This window comes from Microbacterium sp. AG1240 (assembly GCF_003635115.1).
GTDB lineage: Bacteria > Actinomycetota > Actinomycetes > Actinomycetales > Microbacteriaceae > Microbacterium.
Window position 1 is genome coordinate 610,400 of record NZ_RBXJ01000001.1, and the last position, 14,693, is coordinate 625,092.

Annotated in this window: 14 protein-coding genes; 9 read left to right on the forward strand and 5 right to left on the reverse strand. The window is 63.5% G+C overall.

All coding sequences use genetic code 11. The features are described from left to right. Positions 1–264 precede the first annotated feature (264 nt). From DEU34_RS02835 to DEU34_RS02845, 5 genes are all read left to right on the forward strand, one after another. Entirely contained in the window at positions 265–951 is a 687-nt protein-coding gene (locus DEU34_RS02835) for a glycosyltransferase family 4 protein (protein WP_396652110.1), read from the forward strand. Between the two features lie 19 nt (positions 952–970). Beyond that, positions 971–2,107 (forward strand): glycosyltransferase, encoded by a 1,137-nt coding sequence (locus DEU34_RS16075; RefSeq protein ID WP_147423994.1) that lies wholly within the window; start codon positions 971–973, stop codon positions 2,105–2,107. Between the two features lie 50 nt (positions 2,108–2,157). Continuing rightward, the gene (locus DEU34_RS02840; RefSeq protein ID WP_183042331.1) at positions 2,158–3,300 is read left to right on the forward strand and encodes a lipopolysaccharide biosynthesis protein; all 1,143 of its coding nucleotides are present in this window, start codon (positions 2,158–2,160) and stop codon (positions 3,298–3,300) included. Next, entirely contained in the window at positions 3,297–4,052 is a 756-nt protein-coding gene (locus tag DEU34_RS16080; RefSeq protein ID WP_147423995.1) for a hypothetical protein, read from the forward strand. The genes DEU34_RS02840 and DEU34_RS16080 overlap by 4 nt, the downstream gene beginning before the upstream one ends. Before the next feature lie 128 nt (positions 4,053–4,180). Beyond that, positions 4,181–5,347 carry an O-antigen ligase gene (locus DEU34_RS02845; protein WP_183042332.1) on the forward strand — a complete coding sequence of 389 codons (1,167 nt, stop codon included), beginning with the start codon at positions 4,181–4,183 and terminating at the stop codon, positions 5,345–5,347. Between the two features lie 793 nt (positions 5,348–6,140). Here DEU34_RS02845 and DEU34_RS02850 read toward each other — a convergent pair. The 3 genes from DEU34_RS02850 to DEU34_RS02860 all read right to left on the reverse strand — a co-directional run bounded on the left by DEU34_RS02850 (position 6,141) and on the right by DEU34_RS02860 (position 9,062). Continuing rightward, the gene (locus DEU34_RS02850; RefSeq protein ID WP_121148686.1) at positions 6,141–7,667 is read right to left on the reverse strand and encodes a sugar transferase; all 1,527 of its coding nucleotides are present in this window, start codon (positions 7,665–7,667) and stop codon (positions 6,141–6,143) included. A 167-nt stretch (positions 7,668–7,834) separates the two neighbouring features. Then, positions 7,835–8,623, reverse strand: a complete 789-nt coding sequence (locus tag DEU34_RS02855) for a DUF4239 domain-containing protein (protein WP_121148688.1) — start codon at positions 8,621–8,623, stop codon at positions 7,835–7,837. 148 nt (positions 8,624–8,771) lie between these two features. Then, positions 8,772–9,062: a hypothetical protein gene (locus DEU34_RS02860; protein ID WP_147423996.1), complete on the reverse strand. Its 291-nt coding sequence runs from the start codon at positions 9,060–9,062 to the stop codon at positions 8,772–8,774. An 84-nt stretch (positions 9,063–9,146) separates the two neighbouring features. On the opposite strand from DEU34_RS02860, the gene DEU34_RS02865 reads away from it, so the two are divergent. From DEU34_RS02865 to DEU34_RS02880, 4 genes are all read left to right on the forward strand, one after another. Continuing rightward, complete coding sequence (locus DEU34_RS02865; RefSeq protein ID WP_121148692.1) at positions 9,147–9,551, forward strand: YccF domain-containing protein; 405 nt, start codon at positions 9,147–9,149, stop codon at positions 9,549–9,551. Positions 9,552–9,668: 117 nt separating this feature from the next. Continuing rightward, a complete protein-coding gene (locus tag DEU34_RS02870; RefSeq protein WP_121148694.1) occupies positions 9,669–10,301 on the forward strand; it encodes a YoaK family protein in 633 nt (210 codons plus the stop codon). 111 nt (positions 10,302–10,412) lie between these two features. Then, positions 10,413–10,856, forward strand: a complete 444-nt coding sequence (locus tag DEU34_RS02875) for a hypothetical protein (protein ID WP_121148696.1) — start codon at positions 10,413–10,415, stop codon at positions 10,854–10,856. 8 nt (positions 10,857–10,864) lie between these two features. After that, the gene (locus tag DEU34_RS02880) at positions 10,865–11,584 is read left to right on the forward strand and encodes a hypothetical protein (protein WP_121148698.1); all 720 of its coding nucleotides are present in this window, start codon (positions 10,865–10,867) and stop codon (positions 11,582–11,584) included. A 63-nt stretch (positions 11,585–11,647) separates the two neighbouring features. Here the strand turns inward: DEU34_RS02880 and DEU34_RS02885 are convergent, their stop codons facing one another. Next, a complete protein-coding gene (locus DEU34_RS02885; RefSeq protein WP_121148700.1) occupies positions 11,648–12,985 on the reverse strand; it encodes a hypothetical protein in 1,338 nt (445 codons plus the stop codon). Between the two features lie 143 nt (positions 12,986–13,128). After that, complete coding sequence (locus DEU34_RS02890) at positions 13,129–14,664, reverse strand: ABC transporter substrate-binding protein (RefSeq protein WP_121148702.1); 1,536 nt, start codon at positions 14,662–14,664, stop codon at positions 13,129–13,131. Between the last annotated feature and the right edge of the window lie 29 nt (positions 14,665–14,693).

Sequence of the window (14,693 nt, forward strand, 5' to 3'; positions counted from 1 at the left end):
GCTATTCGACTGTTCACCGCTGCAGTCGCGATCATTTCTGCCCCCAGATACTGGCGGTCGACCTTTCGGAAGGGCACTCTGGCGCGTTGGGCGAGGTCCCGGAGGCGCGATCAGCTCTTGCGCTCGCACCAAGTTGACGTGGTGATACATGTGCGCAATACCTATGCTCCGTACGCCGACGCGGCGTACGTGAACTTCGTAGACAACGTAGCGTCTTTGAGCCAACGCGAGTGGGAGCCTTGGTCCCTTCCCCGCCGTGAGTACGTGCGTCGGTTCGGTGCGGAACAACGTCAGTTCCGTATGAGCGTCGCCACCTACACGGCAGGACGCCATGTGAGGGCGGAGATATCGAAAGAATACTCCCTACCCCTCGATCGCGTTGTTGCGGTTGGGGGGGGATTGAATCCCGTCCCGCAGTCGGGTGTCCCGCGACAAGAAGGCCGCGTTCTGTTCGTCGGCTACGACTTCGAACGGAAAGGTGGGGATGTCCTCCTCCGCGCGTTCTCGAAGGTGACCGTTCCTAATGCTGAGCTGGTGATCGTGGGACCGGAAGCTAGACCGTCGGCGGATCCGCGAGTTAGATGGGTTGGTCGTCTATCTGACCGTCAAGAGTTGGCTGACCTATACGCTAGTGCGGCGGTATTTGTGCTGCCCGCGTTATTCGAACCGTATGGTCTTGTGATCGCAGAAGCGATGAATAGTGGTCTCCCGTGCGTGGTATCAGACGCCAACGAGTTGCCGCGCCTTGTCGAGGACGAGGTGTCAGGCATCGTTGTTCCGCGCGGCGACGACCAATCTCTGGCGGTTGCACTGGAACGGCTGTTGGGCGATCCATGCCTTCGCGTGAGGCTCGGAGATGCGGCCCAGCGCTCCATTGCGACTGAGGGGCTGACGTGGCGAGATGTCGCGTCAAGAATGATTGCCGATATTGGTCCGCGGGTTGGTAATTAGGCTAGGAGGCCGTCGCGCAATGATTAAGAGCCTCAATGGATACGATGCGGGGCTACCTGATACCCCGAACGAGGGTGCGCCGTCGTCCGTTATCATCGTGGAGGGGAACCCCACCGGGCATCGACTGAGCTACGTCTCCCTTCTTGCAGACGCGGCTGACGAATCTGCGATGAATATTTCTATATTGACGAGCAAGGTTGCGCGCGACTCACCCGAATGGGCGTTGCACCTGGGTTCTTTCGAAGGTGCTGTTGAGTTGGACGAGTCTGAGAATTTAGAGCAGTTCGCCCGCTTGGCTGACGAACGGGCGGCAAGCGTGGTAGTGATCCCCGACGGAGACAAGTATCTCAAGCATTTGTTTCTCCACGGTTGGCGGTCGTCCTCTCGAATCTCTCTCCTAGTGATGCGACCGGATGGCCAAGCATCTGGAGGGCGGCTTCGTGCCGTCGGATCGGGTGTGCTGAAGAAGATCCTTATTCTCGCAGTCAATCTGCGCAGGCGCGTTCATGTGCGGGCGCTTTCGAGCTCGTTGCGAGAGGGGACAAGAATGGTTCCGTCGGTACCAGACCCGGTGTCGTTCGCGCCAAGTGAAATCGCTACGAGGGAACTTCGGCGTGAGATGGAGGCGGGTCAGGGCGAGTATTGGGTGGCCGTCTTGGGCCTGATAACCCGGCGCAAGAACCTGGACGCTATTGCCGAAGCAGTCGCCTCGATCCCGTGGGGTGGTCTCGTTCTCGCGGGTTCGCTCACTGCCGATGCGCGAGCGCTTGCCGAACCATTCCTGCGGCAGCTGCTGGCAGAAGGGAGGCTGATCACGCACTTTGGCTCGCTCTCAGATTCAGATTTTGACGCTGTAATCTCGGCGGTGGATTGCGTTGCGGTTGTGCATTCCAACAACGGCCCCAGCGGGGTGGTGGGCAAGGCAGCGGCCGCAGGCACCCGGCTTATACTCGGCGGTGCGCGCAGCCTCAAACGTGATTGGGCTTCTGCCCGGCAGGTGGCGACCTGGTCGGGGTCAACCCCGAAAGAACTCGCGTATGCGATGGCGAAATCAAGAAATGTGGAACCGTTGCCCATGACCAGACCTCTGGCCTCCAAATCTCAGTTCTGCGAGGTCATGTTATTAAGATCTTCCAAGAGCAGGAATGAGGCATGAATTGGCGTGGGCTTGGCCCGCGGTTCACTCTCCGCCTCTTCGCTTTGGTGGTGGCATCGCTGTTTCAGGCCATATGGTTTGCAGCGTTCGCCCGCGAGGCAGGTCCCGCAGACTTTGGAGTTTTCGGGGTGGTTTTGTCCGGCTGTTTACTTGCGGGCGCCGCGCTGGGCTTCGGGTTCGGGTCGTACGCGCTGCGTATGACGGAGAGCGGTACCAATCACAGGTCCACCGTCACCACAATGCTGATCACGCGGATTGGAACGACGGTCGCGATTGTGTCAGTAGCCGCGGCCATCGCCCTTTCGACTGCAGACTCGTCGAGCGCAGTAGTCCTAGTCGGAGCTCTTTCGGCCGCGGTGGAGCTCCTGGGGGAGCTTGGCCAGGGAGTAATGTCCGGCCAGCGCAAGATCCTTCGCGCTGCGCTTGTGCTCGTTGGTCAAAGACTCGCCCCTCTCTGCGGGATACTGATCGGATCCGCTTTCGGTGACTCCCTAGGCGGGCTTTCGCTCGGTTTAGGTGTCGCGCTGGGCGTAACGACACTGGGGATGTTGCCCTACCTCTCCGTGCCGTCGTCGCTGTTCGCTCTGATCGCTCGATCACGTCACTATTGGTCAGCGTCTCTGTTGTCGAACGTATCGCAGCTCGAGTCGCCTCTGATCGGAATAGTCGCAGGTGCGGGGCCTGTCGGGCTTTACGCGGCTGCCAATAGAGTTGTCAGCCCTGCCAGCTTGTTGGCGAATGCTCTGCTCAACGTTCTCGTGCCGGAGATTGCCTCGCAGGATGACGAAACTCGCAGGCTGGACATTTTCCGTCGCGTTCGGCTGGCGGCGTTTGGCCTCTTGTTCGGGCTGATTATGCTGTCGTTCCCGGCTTCCTACGCTGTTTTGTTGGTGCTGGGGCCAGAGTACTCCGAGGCATTCCCAATTGTTGCGGGATTTGTAATTGCGGCGGGCGTCAGCGGTGTCAGTAAGGTGTATCAGTCGATGCTTTTTGCGATAGGCGATGCGCGGTCTGTCGCCAGGTCAATCGGAGTGGGCGCAGTGGTGGGTCTGGCGTGTGTTGCAGTGATCGGGGTAGCTCTCTCCCCGGGCTGGCTGGGCCTGGCTCCCGTCGCCGCGCAAGTTGTGATTCTTGGTCTTATGGCCCTAGCGTTCAGCCGGGTGCGCCCGAATCCGGGAGGGGAAGTTCAGTGACCGTTGAAAGCTCAGCGCGTACGTTGGTTCTGCTAACCGCGGCCATCACGCCGAAGGCTGCGGGTCCGGTAGCAGTCGTCGACCCTAAGGTGCGGCTCTCGCAGTATCGGTCAGCTCTGGAAAGTTGGATCCGTGACACGCCTCCGGAAGTGCACTTAGTCATTCTGGAGACAACCGGATGTTTTACGGATGAGCTCAGGGAGTCTATTCCCATAGATGCTCGTGAACGTGTCGTCGTTACAGTGATACCCGCATCTCCCGAAGCAGAACGGCGTGGTAAGGGTTCCGCGGAGTTTGAGGTTGTGGAACGTTACCTGAGTGGATTGAGAGGTAAGTATCAGACCATATACAAGGTTACCGGGCGATTGGCACTCGAAGACGCGGCGCGGCTGGTAGTTCCGCTGAGGGATGAGGAAGTTCGAGCGCGGGCTGCTCTCGATCGCTCATATGTAGATACGCGACTGGTGGGCGCTGGTCGCTCGGCATGGCAATTTCTTCTCGAGGATATGGTTGCTGACATAGATGACATGCGTGGGGTGTACGTCGAACATGTTTTAGCGGCGCGAATCGCTACTGGGCTTGCGCTACGTCAAATTTCGATGTCGCGCTTTCCTTGGAAGCCGGTATTTCTCGGTGTCTCCGGGACCACCGGGGGAATTTATGGTGGTAACAAGTTTCGCCGTCTCATTGCCGTTCCGCAGCGTTATGTGGAGTCCAAGCTTGCTGCACTCGCGCAGAGAAAACAGGTATGATGGATAGGCGGAATTTTGCCGCGGGGGTAAGTCGGCTGGGTAACAGCTCCGCGACGGATAGTCGGGCGGGTTCACGCAATCGAGTGAAGGCGCGTACGTCCCCTGCTTCTGCTGGGTTACATTCATCTGTGAGTAGCAAGGCTTTCACGGTATTTATCTCCCTAAGCGCGCTGACCTCTTCGTGGACGGGTGCGCGCACGATTTACCCGCTGTACGACGCATTTGCTCTTGCTGCACTCGCGATGTTGGTCTACTTCTGGCTGGCGCGTTTGGTTGTCTTGCGCATTCCTTTCTGGGTGGTATTACCATCGTTCGTGGCTATCGCTCTAGCTCCAATCGGGGCCATTCTCGCAGAGGTGCCGGGGGTTGCTCTAGGCTCCGCGATCGGATTTGCCAGCCGGATAGTTTTCACGACTGCTGTCCCAGCCGTATTGATTCTTGTGCAGGCTCAGCTGAGTCGTCGACGGCTTAGGTGGATAGCGGGCGCTTGGGTGGCGGGAGTAACGCTCAACGCGTTCGTAGCGCTCTTGACTAGCGTCGAGCTGGTGAACGTAGAGGGGATTGTGGAAGGCACGACCGGGGAGCGCGCGTTTGGGTTGGCCGCGCATCCGAATACGCTCTCGTTGTCGGTGGCGCTCGCATGTCCCGTTCTTGTAACTCTGTTCCTAATGCGTGGGCGGCATGTGTTGGTGCGCCTACTATCTCTCGCCGGTTTGCTCCTTGCTGTCAATGCGCTGTTCACGGCTGATTCCCGTGCTGGTCTTGTTGTCGGGCTGCCCGCGCTGCTCGTCAGCTTCCTGGTTATTGCTTTCCGAGAATGGAGGGGGGGATTTGCGCTCCTGCTGGTTCCCCTCATCGCGATTGCCGTGATCATGCTGGCTCCGGTAGTCTTTTTTCAATCTCGACTCTCGGTTAACTTGACGCGCGATTTGAGCTATATCAGGCGCGCTGAGTTGGCGGGTGCGGGTATAGAAACGTGGGCGCAGTCGCCGATCTTCGGGACCGGTTTGACTTCTGCGAGCGGCGTATCTGTCCCTCTGCTGCTGCTGTCCGCTGGTGGCGTTGTCTTACTAGCCGCTTACTACACTTTCCCGCTGGCACTGCTTTCGCGGGTGAGGGGGGTTCCGGTGTCATGGAGGGCGGCGTTCGTTCTGATGCTTCTTGCTGTGCTCGTGTTCGGCTTATTAAATAACGGGTACGCTGAGCGGGTTTCGTTTTGGTTTCCGCTTTGTCTTGTGGCGGCGTACCCGCGCGTTTCCAATCGTGATCTTTCACGTTTGAAACGCATTACATAACTTGAGGATGACGAAATAAGCGTTCTGGTGGGACGCCTCCCGAGTTTGGTCTGAGACAGCTCGTCGGGAATGCTGTGTATGCAGTTGTGTAGACCATCCTGCCGCCGGGGATTAATGTCTCCGAGCGAATATTGTCACCACGGCTTGTTTGGCCATGCTCACGTTTAGAGAGCGATCCGCGGTCCGCTATCGGGCAACCTCGCGCCTTCTTGGCACCGCGCTTTACCAGACCGTGGGCTCTCCCCAGCAACGCCCTCGATTTTGCGCTGGTTTGAGGCGTCCGGGTTGAGCGGTTTGCCGCAAAGGTCGACGGTCACTATGAGTTCAGTGGTCACAGAAGCGACGTCGTCACATATGAGTTCCGTCAATGAAATCTGGGTGACGGTGTCGAGCTGGGGTCCGTATTTCTCGCGACTCCGTTATCCAAGCCGTGTCGGTCTTTCGGGGCGCTTGTTCGCGTGGGTGGCGCGGAATGCCTGGCGCAGCTACGCGCTCGAGTGATCGAGTTGCATTGCTCGAACCTGCGGGTGCACCAACAATCTGTTCATTCGTCACAAACGTTCCTCGTGACGGCGATTAGATGGAATGCATGGTGGAATTAATTGCGCTCGGTGTTGTTGTGCGGTTCTTCGGAGACGGTGAGCTTGGATTCTTAGCGTCCCGCACGACTTGAGCCTTGATGCTTTAGACGCTTGGGGAAATCTGGCCGGGCAACAACGACGGCTGGCCCGCCCCGAGCTGATGTCGAAGATCCGCGCCCGAACGAGGGCCGAACTCGAGCCCCTTTGCGCCGCTAATGCGCAGTTTCTCCGGGTGCCAGAGCGGCGCGTCCGGTCTTGGCCAGTATGACAATGTCGCCGATGAAGGTCCAGTTCTCCACGTAGGAGAGGTCTAGACGGACGGAATCTTCCCACGACAGCGATGAGCGGCCACTGACTTGCCAAAGGCCGGTGATGCCCGGCTTGGCAAGGAACCTCCGGTGGACGTGGTCTGCGTATTGGGCAACCTCTTGTGGGAGCGGAGGACGGGGACCGACCAATGACATTGACCCGCCAATGACATTGAACAGCTGGGGCAGTTCGTCCAGGCTGAACTTTCGCATGATCCGCCCGACGGGTGTGATTCGAGGGTCGTTCTTCATCTTGAAGAGCACCTCGTTACCGACATCGCGCTGCTCGCGCCGCAGCTGCTCGAGAAGGTCTTCAGCGTTCGTCACCATCGACCGGAACTTGATCATGGTGAATTCCTTGCCGCGCAGCCCGATACGGGTCTGTCGGAAGAACACGGGTCCCTGGCTGGTGAGGCGCACGGTGATGGCCAGCAACGCCAGGATCGGGCTGATCAGGATGACCCCGATGATCGAGGCGCTGAGGTCCAGCGTGCGCTTCACGAAGAGCTGACCCTTGGTGAAGCGGGGTGTTTCGACGTGGATGAGGGGCAGGCCCGACACGGGACGCATGTGAATACGCGGGCCAGCGATGTCGACAATGCTGGGCGCGAGAACTAGGTGCTGCTTGCCGGCCTCAAGGTTCCACGAGATCTCTTTGACTTTGTCAGGGGGAAGCTCGTCTGTGCTCGTGACTGCGACTGTGTCTGCACCAGTCGCTTGAATCGCTCGACCGACGGCTGAGACCGAGCCCATGATTGGGATCGTCGTGCCAGCTATGGTTCCAGCAACCTGGCCCGACGGTACGCACGCGCCGACGACCTGGTAGCCAGAGCCGGGGGAGCGGTGCAGCTCGCGTGCGATTTGTGCCACAGATGACTCGGAGCCGACAAGTAGGACCCTTGCGGAGTACTCCCCGCTACGGCGTTTCATGCCCAGCCATTGACGCCACAGCCAGCGTTCCGCGAGCAATACCAGGATGCCGGCGGGAAGTGCGATCAGAAGAAAGCCGCGCGCCACATCGACCCGGAAGAGGAACGCGACGATCGCTATCACGCCAAACAGGCGGAAACTCGACGTCGCGACGCGCACGTACTCAGTCGACCCACTGCCGATGACGCGGTATCCGCGCGAGTCGACGAACGTCAGTGTGTACATCCACGCGGCGATGAGGATGACTGAGAACGTCCAGTACGAGAACTCTGTAATGCGCGAGTCTTCGCGTATGGCGACAGCCGCGTTGCCCATGCCGAACCACGCGATCTGCGCGCCGAAAACGACCCAGGTCAGAGTGAGTAGGTCACTGATCCACAACATGCGCGCGTAGCGCTTTCGCCAGTTGAAGGCTGGCACGGCAGGGGCAGGGGGTTGATCTGCGGGAGACGTGGGCTCAGCGAGGGCGTCGCTCAGCTCGTCGGAACGGTTGGAACTCATTTGAATGGCTCGCTGCGACGCCGGTGTCGCGTCGACCCGAAGGTGCGACGTCACAGTTGTGCGATCCCTTTCCCCTTAAGAATCTCCCCGTGGGGGAACGGTATCACCCGTTTGTGTCGGCGGTATAACACGGGTCGTAACGACGGATTGCGGAGGGGGCGGGATACTCAGGGAACTTGGATGAAGAGCCCATCTAGGAGGTCTTGGAAGTAGATGGGTTCGACGGCAACGGGTCCCGCGTAGGCATGGTCGAACCCTGCCACCGCGTAGAGCAGCAGGGAGACGAACAGAGCGATGAGCCCCGCCATTAGGAGGTGTATCCGCAGGTTGGTGACCTGGATCAGGCCGATGAGCACGGCGTTCAAGACCGCGCCTACGGCAAGAACAATCCACAGCACCCCTGGCAGGGCCAGGCTCGTCAGCGCGAGACGTTGCCGCCGTTCGGCGACGAAATCGTTGAAGACGACGAGCGTCTGAGCCTGCAGGGTGGTCTCGGTCGTAGACGCCGGGTCGAGCGAGAGGATCGCGTCTTGAATAATCCCCACCTCCGCATCCGTCGTCTCGGGCACGATCAGTCGCTGCTGCAGGGGCCAGTCGAGTTCGACGACCTTCTCCGTGTAATCGATGAGCGCGGCCTGCAGTTCGGACGAGACCGGCTCGGGGAATTGGTCGGCGCTGCGGTACATCACCGCGATGGACGAAGACTCGGACAAGACTGCGTCGTCGACCTCGACGAGGTTGCCGTAGGCGCCGGCCGCGATGAGCCCGAGCGTGACTCCGTAGAACACGCCGTAGGCGCCGACGGCGTAGCCGAGCACGCGATCCCACTCGATGTCTTCGCGTGCCATTCTGCGCACCCAGCGTCGGAGCACCAGGAGGATGCCGAGCGATCCGCCGACGACGACGAGGACGAAGAGCGGTAGCCCGACGGCTATCGGCAGGTCATACAGCCACATGAGTGTTCTCCACGTGAGCAGTTTGGCGGAACAGGGGAGAGAGCGTTGCGATTTCTTGGTGGATGCGCTGACCGCTTCGTCGGACTCGGCGAACGGGTGGTCCTGGCTCGGCGACTGTGCGAACGCCCATCTCGTTACTGGCTCGGCCTCAGTTGCTGAGCGAATTGGTCAGCGCGAAAAGCGAAGCGAAGGCACCAAGGGCGGCGAGAATATCCAGGCCCGTCCATGCGGTGCGTCGGTTCACTATCGCTGACCAGAGCGCGATGCCAAGGCTGATCAAGAATCCTGCGACGGCGACGATCCACTCGGCCGGGTGCCAAACGATCCCGAGCGTCGCTACGAGACACGCGATCACGTAGACGCTGAAGCGGAACACCCAATGGGTCCGGCGGGGCGCACCCGGGTCACCATCCGCGAGCTTTGTTGACGAATCGGTCATGAGGGAAACGTAGCGCCAGCGTCCGGCCAAGATCGCGCCCGCAACCCCTAGGGCGGTGCTGACGCGAGGGGGCATGATCGAGGCATGCGCACCATACTCAACGTTCTCTGGCTCGTGCTGTCGGGGTTCTGGCTGTTTCTCGGATACGTGCTCGCGGGCGTCATCCTGTGCGTGCTGATCGTGACGATCCCCTGGGGGATCGCGTCGTTCCGCATCGCAGGCTACGTGCTGTGGCCCTTCGGGCGCGACGTGGTCGACAAGCCGCGGTCGGGCGTCTTCTCGGCGATCGGCAACGTGATCTGGGTGATCCTCGCCGGCTGGTGGCTCGCGCTCGGACACATCCTCTCTGGGCTCGCACTGTGCATCACGATCATCGGCATCCCGCTGGGCATCGCGAACTTCAAGCTGGTCTCGGTCTCGCTCATGCCGCTGGGCAAGCAGATCGTCGACTCGCGCCGCGGCACGTTCGACCAGGCGATCAAGCGCTGAGGCGGGGAAGCGCCGGGCGCTTCGACCGGCTCACCGACCGGCCGGGTGGGCTCAGCGAGTAGCCGGGAGCGTCCTCGACCGCGGACCGGCTAGCGTCACAGCTGGGGGTGGTGGGGGATGGTCCATACGCTGACAAAGCGACGGCTCGCGTTCGCCGCCGGACTCGCCGTGCTCGCGGGCTACGTCGACGGCTTCGGGTTCGTCTACCTCGGCGGATACTTCGTCTCGTTCATGAGCGGCAACACCACCCGTGCCGGCGTGTCGCTCGCCGAGATCGACCTGTCGGTCGCGGCGGTGGCGGGGCTCTTCATCGCCGCGTTCGTCGTCGGCGCCGCCGCCGGAACCGCGATCGCCGCGCGTCGTGCGGGGGGTACCGTGCTGTGGCTCATCGCCGTAGCCCTGGCCGCAGCATCCGTCATCGCGACGTGGCAGCTGACGGTGGCGACCGGCGGCGTGCTCGCCCTCGCGATGGGAGCGTCGAACACGGTGCTGTCGGAGCGGGGAAGGGTCTCGTTCGGCGTCACGTATATGACCGGGGCGCTCGTGAAGGTCGGCGAGCACCTGGCGTTCGCCCTGGGCGGGGGAGCCCGGTGGGGATGGGTGCCCTACCTGGTGCTGTGGAGCGCCATGCTCGTGGGAGCAGTCGGGGGAGCCGTGGGCTATGCGCTGGTCGGCTCCGCCTCGCTGTGGGCGGCGTCGTTCGGCGCGGCCGCGCTCGCCGTGACGATGAGGGTCTTCTCGCGGCGCTGACGTCGTGCGGCACGGTCCGGCGACCGGGGCGGGGTGTCAAGCCCCGCGGGCGAAATGGCTCGTCGGGGGTGCGTCGATAGGGTCGAAACGTCCGCCATTGAGGAGAAATTCATGCGTTTGCGCCCTGTCAGCCTGATCGTCATCGCGGGTGCCGCCCTATCTCTGCTGGTCGGTTGCTCGGCCGCCGAGGTTGAAGTCTCGCCGGTCACCCCCGCCGCCGAGGAGTCGCAAGCATCCGCTTCGAGCACGTTCTGCGCCGACTACTCCGACGTCGGCGGCACGCTGGCGACACCCAGTAACTTCCAGATCGGGCTGCCCGCCGAACAGACGATCGCCGACCTGAGCGAGCGCATCGCCGTCTTCGACGCGGTCACCGCACCTGACGAGATCGCGACGGAGTGGCAGACCACGCGCGACCTCTACGCCGAGAGCGTCGAGATCGCCGAGCAGACCACCCCGAGCGAGCCCGTCATGGACTCCCGGGTGATCGAGATCGTCGGCGAGCTCGACGAGCCCACCGGGGTCATCCGCGACTACCTCGACGCAGAATGCTGAGGCGCCTGATGACGACCCGCACCCGTTCCGCTCGCTCCACCCTGGCCGGCCTCGCGCTCACCGGCGTGCTCGCCCTCGCCCTCGCCGGCTGTTCCGGGGAAGGGACGTCTGCTTCGCCGGATACGGCGGCACCCGCGACACCCGACGCCCCGGCCACGAGCGAGGCGGCCACGGTCGAGCACCTCTCGTCGGAAGAGCTGACCGCTCTGTTCGACAAGCTGCAGTTTCCGCCCGGGGAGTACGCAACCAGCGCCGAGCTGCTCAGCTCGATCTACCCGGGTCTGACGGTCTCCGACCCCTCGTGCCTCGCGCCGTTCGGCGCCGGGTGGGAGTCGGCGGCGACCGCAGACGACGCCGCGGCAGAGATGGCGACCAGCAACGACCGGTCGATGACCGCGGTCGTCGTCAGCTCGTCCGACCCCGAGCAGGCGAAGACACTGTTCGCCGACGCCGAGGAAGCACTCGCGACCTGCGCCGACGGCAGCCAATCGTTCGAGCTCTCGGGACTCCCCATCGACCTGCAGCTCGAGACCATCCCCACGACCGTGACCGGCACCGACGAGTCGGTCTCGTGGCGGGCGACCGGCGAGGTCGCGGGCTCTCCGTTCAGGCTCGTCGGCATCACCGCGGTGCACGAGGGCACGGCGATCGCGCTCGTCGGGTGGGACCCCGCGACCAGCGCGGACTACGTGCCCGCCGCGACCCAGATGTTCGTCGACGGATTCTGAACCACCGACGCGCGTGAGCCCGGCCGCCTCTCGGTGGTCGGGCTCATCGTGTCGGTGCGCGCGTCAGAACACGACGGCGAGCATGGCCGACCCCAGCCACCACTGCCCCGCGACGCTCACGATCGCAGCGACGGCGGCGACGGCGTACACCCACGGTGCGACGCGCGGGGCGTAGGGCTCTGACGGGAGGGCGGCCGAGCCGAACACCGCCTCGAGCACGGCGAGCCCGGTCTCCTTCTTGTCGAAGTAGCGCACGTGCTCGAGCAGCCATTCGCGCGGGCGTGAGAGAGGAACGTACCGCACGAGGGCCTCGCCCGCGTTCGGTCCGAGGCACACCGGGTCGAGGAGCGACTTGACCACCATGACCTGGCCCGCGGGCTGCTGCAGCAGGTCGGCGGGTGGCCGTGCCGCGCGCGCGATCAGCGCCGCGAGCGCGACGATCACACCGACGACGAGAAGATCGAGCGCGGCCGAGCCCAGCGCCGTTCCGACGAACGCCCAGGCACCGTCGAGATCGTCCGCCCCTGTCGCGCACAGGAGCACGAAGGGAAGGCCCACCGCGCCACGCACCAGATCCCACCCGCGCGAGGCGACCAGGGCGAACAGGGGCGGGAACAGCACCGCGGCGAGCACGAGCACCGGCGGCAGCCACCGGCTGCGCTGCAGAACGCGCAGGGCGCTCAGCTGCGACTCGCCCGAGCCGACCCACACGCTCGACGCGACCGGGGCGTCGAGGGCCACGCGGCGTCCGATCTCGCCGCCCTGGGAGTGCCCGACGAGCATGACGGTGGCTCCGTCGGAGGCGGCGTCGGTCGCCGCATCCGTCAACCGCTGCACCACCGACTCGTCGAGCAGGTTCGACCGGTAGCTCCACGCATCGCCGAGCCAGTCGACGAGCACGCGACGGATGCCGCGGCGCACCGCCGGCACCGGCCAGGAGAGCACGAGCGCCACCAGCGCGACCACGATGGCGAGCGGCGCGAGGAAGAAGCACGCGACCATCGCGAGGAACGGCAGCAGCACGCGCGCGGCATGACCCGCACCGAAACGGCGACTCTGCAGCTCGTCGAGGTCGAACGCCCAGAGCGCGGCGGTGTTCCACAGGACGAACGGCGTCACGCGCAGCGCCCACCACAGCGGCACGCGCATCGCCGGGGCGACCACCTGTTCGTCCCACCACCCGTCGTGGAAACGGAGGGTGACGGTCTGCCCGTCGTCGAGCGTGAACCGCAGCCGCGGTCCGGTGTGATCGTCGTCGCCGTCGTCGAGAGACTCGAACCTCGCCTTGATCGACTCGGCCCCGAGGGCCACGGCGCGGGCCACGTCGGCCGCTGTCTCGCCCTGGCGCTGGCGTCCGATGCCGTGGATGCACAGCAGCACGACGTCGGTGTTCGCTGGCATGACGGGGTCCTTCGCGCTCGGGCTGTGCCGGGGCCCGAGACCAGACCCGTCGCCCATGCTAACGAGACGACGGCCCGCGCCCATACAGAAGGGAGGGGATGAGCGGAGCGCCGAGGCGCCCGCTCATCCCCTCCCGGTGATGATCAGCCCGCGGGCTGGTAGTTGTACAGCGACGGCACGGTCTGGTAGGCCTGCGTCTCGACCTGAACCGTGCTCTTGTGGGCGTAGGTTCCGTCGATCCAGTACCACGGGGCGAACCACGCGTTCTCGACCGCGAACGTGTTGATCTCCTTGTAGGTCGCCGCCGCCTCTTCGGGCGTCGACGTGGGAACGGAGTCGAGCATCGCCTGCAGGGTCGGGTCGGTGCTGTTCAGCGGGTTGAAGACGGCACCGGGAGCCATCAGCGTCTGGATGACCATCCAGTCCTGCTCGGCACCGAACTGCGTGAAGGCGATCGGCCACTTGCCGGCGATCAGCTCGTTGAAGTACTCGGCACCCACGTCGGTGAAGCGCACCTGGATGTTCAGCTCGCCGAGCGACTGCTCGATCGTCTGCACGATGTCCTGCTGCATGATCGCGGTCGCCAGGGGCATGTCGAGCACGAAGCCGTCGGCCAGGCCCGCATCGGCCATCAGCTGCTTGGCGCGGTCGAGGTCGTACGAGTACTCCTCGTTCAGCTCGGGCTGGTACGACGCGGAGTTCTCGTTGAACACCTGCCGGTTCGAGCTGCCGTAGCCCAGCTGCAGCTTCTCGACCATGAGGTCGGTGTCGAAGGCGAGCATGATGGCCTCGCGCACCCGCACGTCACCCAGTTCGGGAACGATCTCGCCGGCGCGGTCGAACATCATGATGCCCTGCCAGTCGTACCGGTTGGTGAGGATCTCGAGCCCCGATCCCTCGGCCTCGGCGACGTTCGACTTCTGAGCGAGATACCCGGCGTCGATCTGGCCCGACTTCAGCGCGTTCAGCTGGGCGGTCTCGTCAGAGAAGAAGTTGTAGACGATCTTGTCGTACTTCTGCAGCTCGGGAGCCCAGTAGTCGGGGTTCTTCGTGAAGGTCCAGCTCGATCCCGACACGGTGGCCGCGGCGTCCATGACGTACGGGCCCGTGCCGACCGGCACCGACTTCAGGTCGGTGTCGAAGGCGGCGGGGCTGGCGAAGTAGATGCCGTCGCCCAGGTAGTAGAGCACGTCGGGCTCGGCGCGGTTCATGCGGATCGCGACGGTGGTGTCGTCGACGACGTCGACGCCGTCGATGAAGCCGGCGTTGCGCGAGGCGATGGGGCCGTTGCCCTCCTTGAAGCGCTCGATGTTGAGCTTCACGGCCTCGGCGTTGAAGGGCGTGCCGTCGCTGAACGTCACGTCGTCGCGGAGCGTCATCGTCAGCACGAGGTTGTCGTCGCTGAACTCCCACTCGGTGGCCAGCATCGGCTCGATCGAACCGTCGGGCATACGGCGCACGAGCGTGTCGTAGGGGGCCTGGTAGTACAGGGCGCCCCAGGTGTTGGTCGCCGTCGCAGCATCCCAACCGCCGTTGGGCTCCTGAGCCATGCCCAGGGTCAGGGTGGTGGATGCTGCGCCGTCCGGCGTGCTGCCGGTGTCGCCGGCGCACGCGCTGAGTGCGAGCGCCAGGGCGGCCGTGACGGCTGCGATGCCGACCAGCCTCTTGCGTGATCTCATGATGGTCCTTTCGGGTGCGGGGTACTGCA

Coding starts and splice junctions, on each gene's coding strand:
- DEU34_RS02865 (WP_121148692.1), top strand. CDS start 9,147: ATGCGCACCATACTCAACGTTCTCTGGCTCGTGCTGTCGGGGTTCTGG.
- DEU34_RS02875 (WP_121148696.1), top strand. CDS start 10,413: ATGCGTTTGCGCCCTGTCAGCCTGATCGTCATCGCGGGTGCCGCCCTA.
- DEU34_RS02870 (WP_121148694.1), top strand. CDS start 9,669: ATGGTCCATACGCTGACAAAGCGACGGCTCGCGTTCGCCGCCGGACTC.
- DEU34_RS02890 (WP_121148702.1), bottom strand. CDS start 14,664: ATGAGATCACGCAAGAGGCTGGTCGGCATCGCAGCCGTCACGGCCGCC.
- DEU34_RS02880 (WP_121148698.1), top strand. CDS start 10,865: ATGACGACCCGCACCCGTTCCGCTCGCTCCACCCTGGCCGGCCTCGCG.
- DEU34_RS02850 (WP_121148686.1), bottom strand. CDS start 7,667: ATGAGTTCCAACCGTTCCGACGAGCTGAGCGACGCCCTCGCTGAGCCC.
- DEU34_RS02885 (WP_121148700.1), bottom strand. CDS start 12,985: ATGCCAGCGAACACCGACGTCGTGCTGCTGTGCATCCACGGCATCGGA.
- DEU34_RS02855 (WP_121148688.1), bottom strand. CDS start 8,623: ATGTGGCTGTATGACCTGCCGATAGCCGTCGGGCTACCGCTCTTCGTC.
- DEU34_RS16075 (WP_147423994.1), top strand. CDS start 971: ATGATTAAGAGCCTCAATGGATACGATGCGGGGCTACCTGATACCCCG.
- DEU34_RS02860 (WP_147423996.1), bottom strand. CDS start 9,062: ATGACCGATTCGTCAACAAAGCTCGCGGATGGTGACCCGGGTGCGCCC.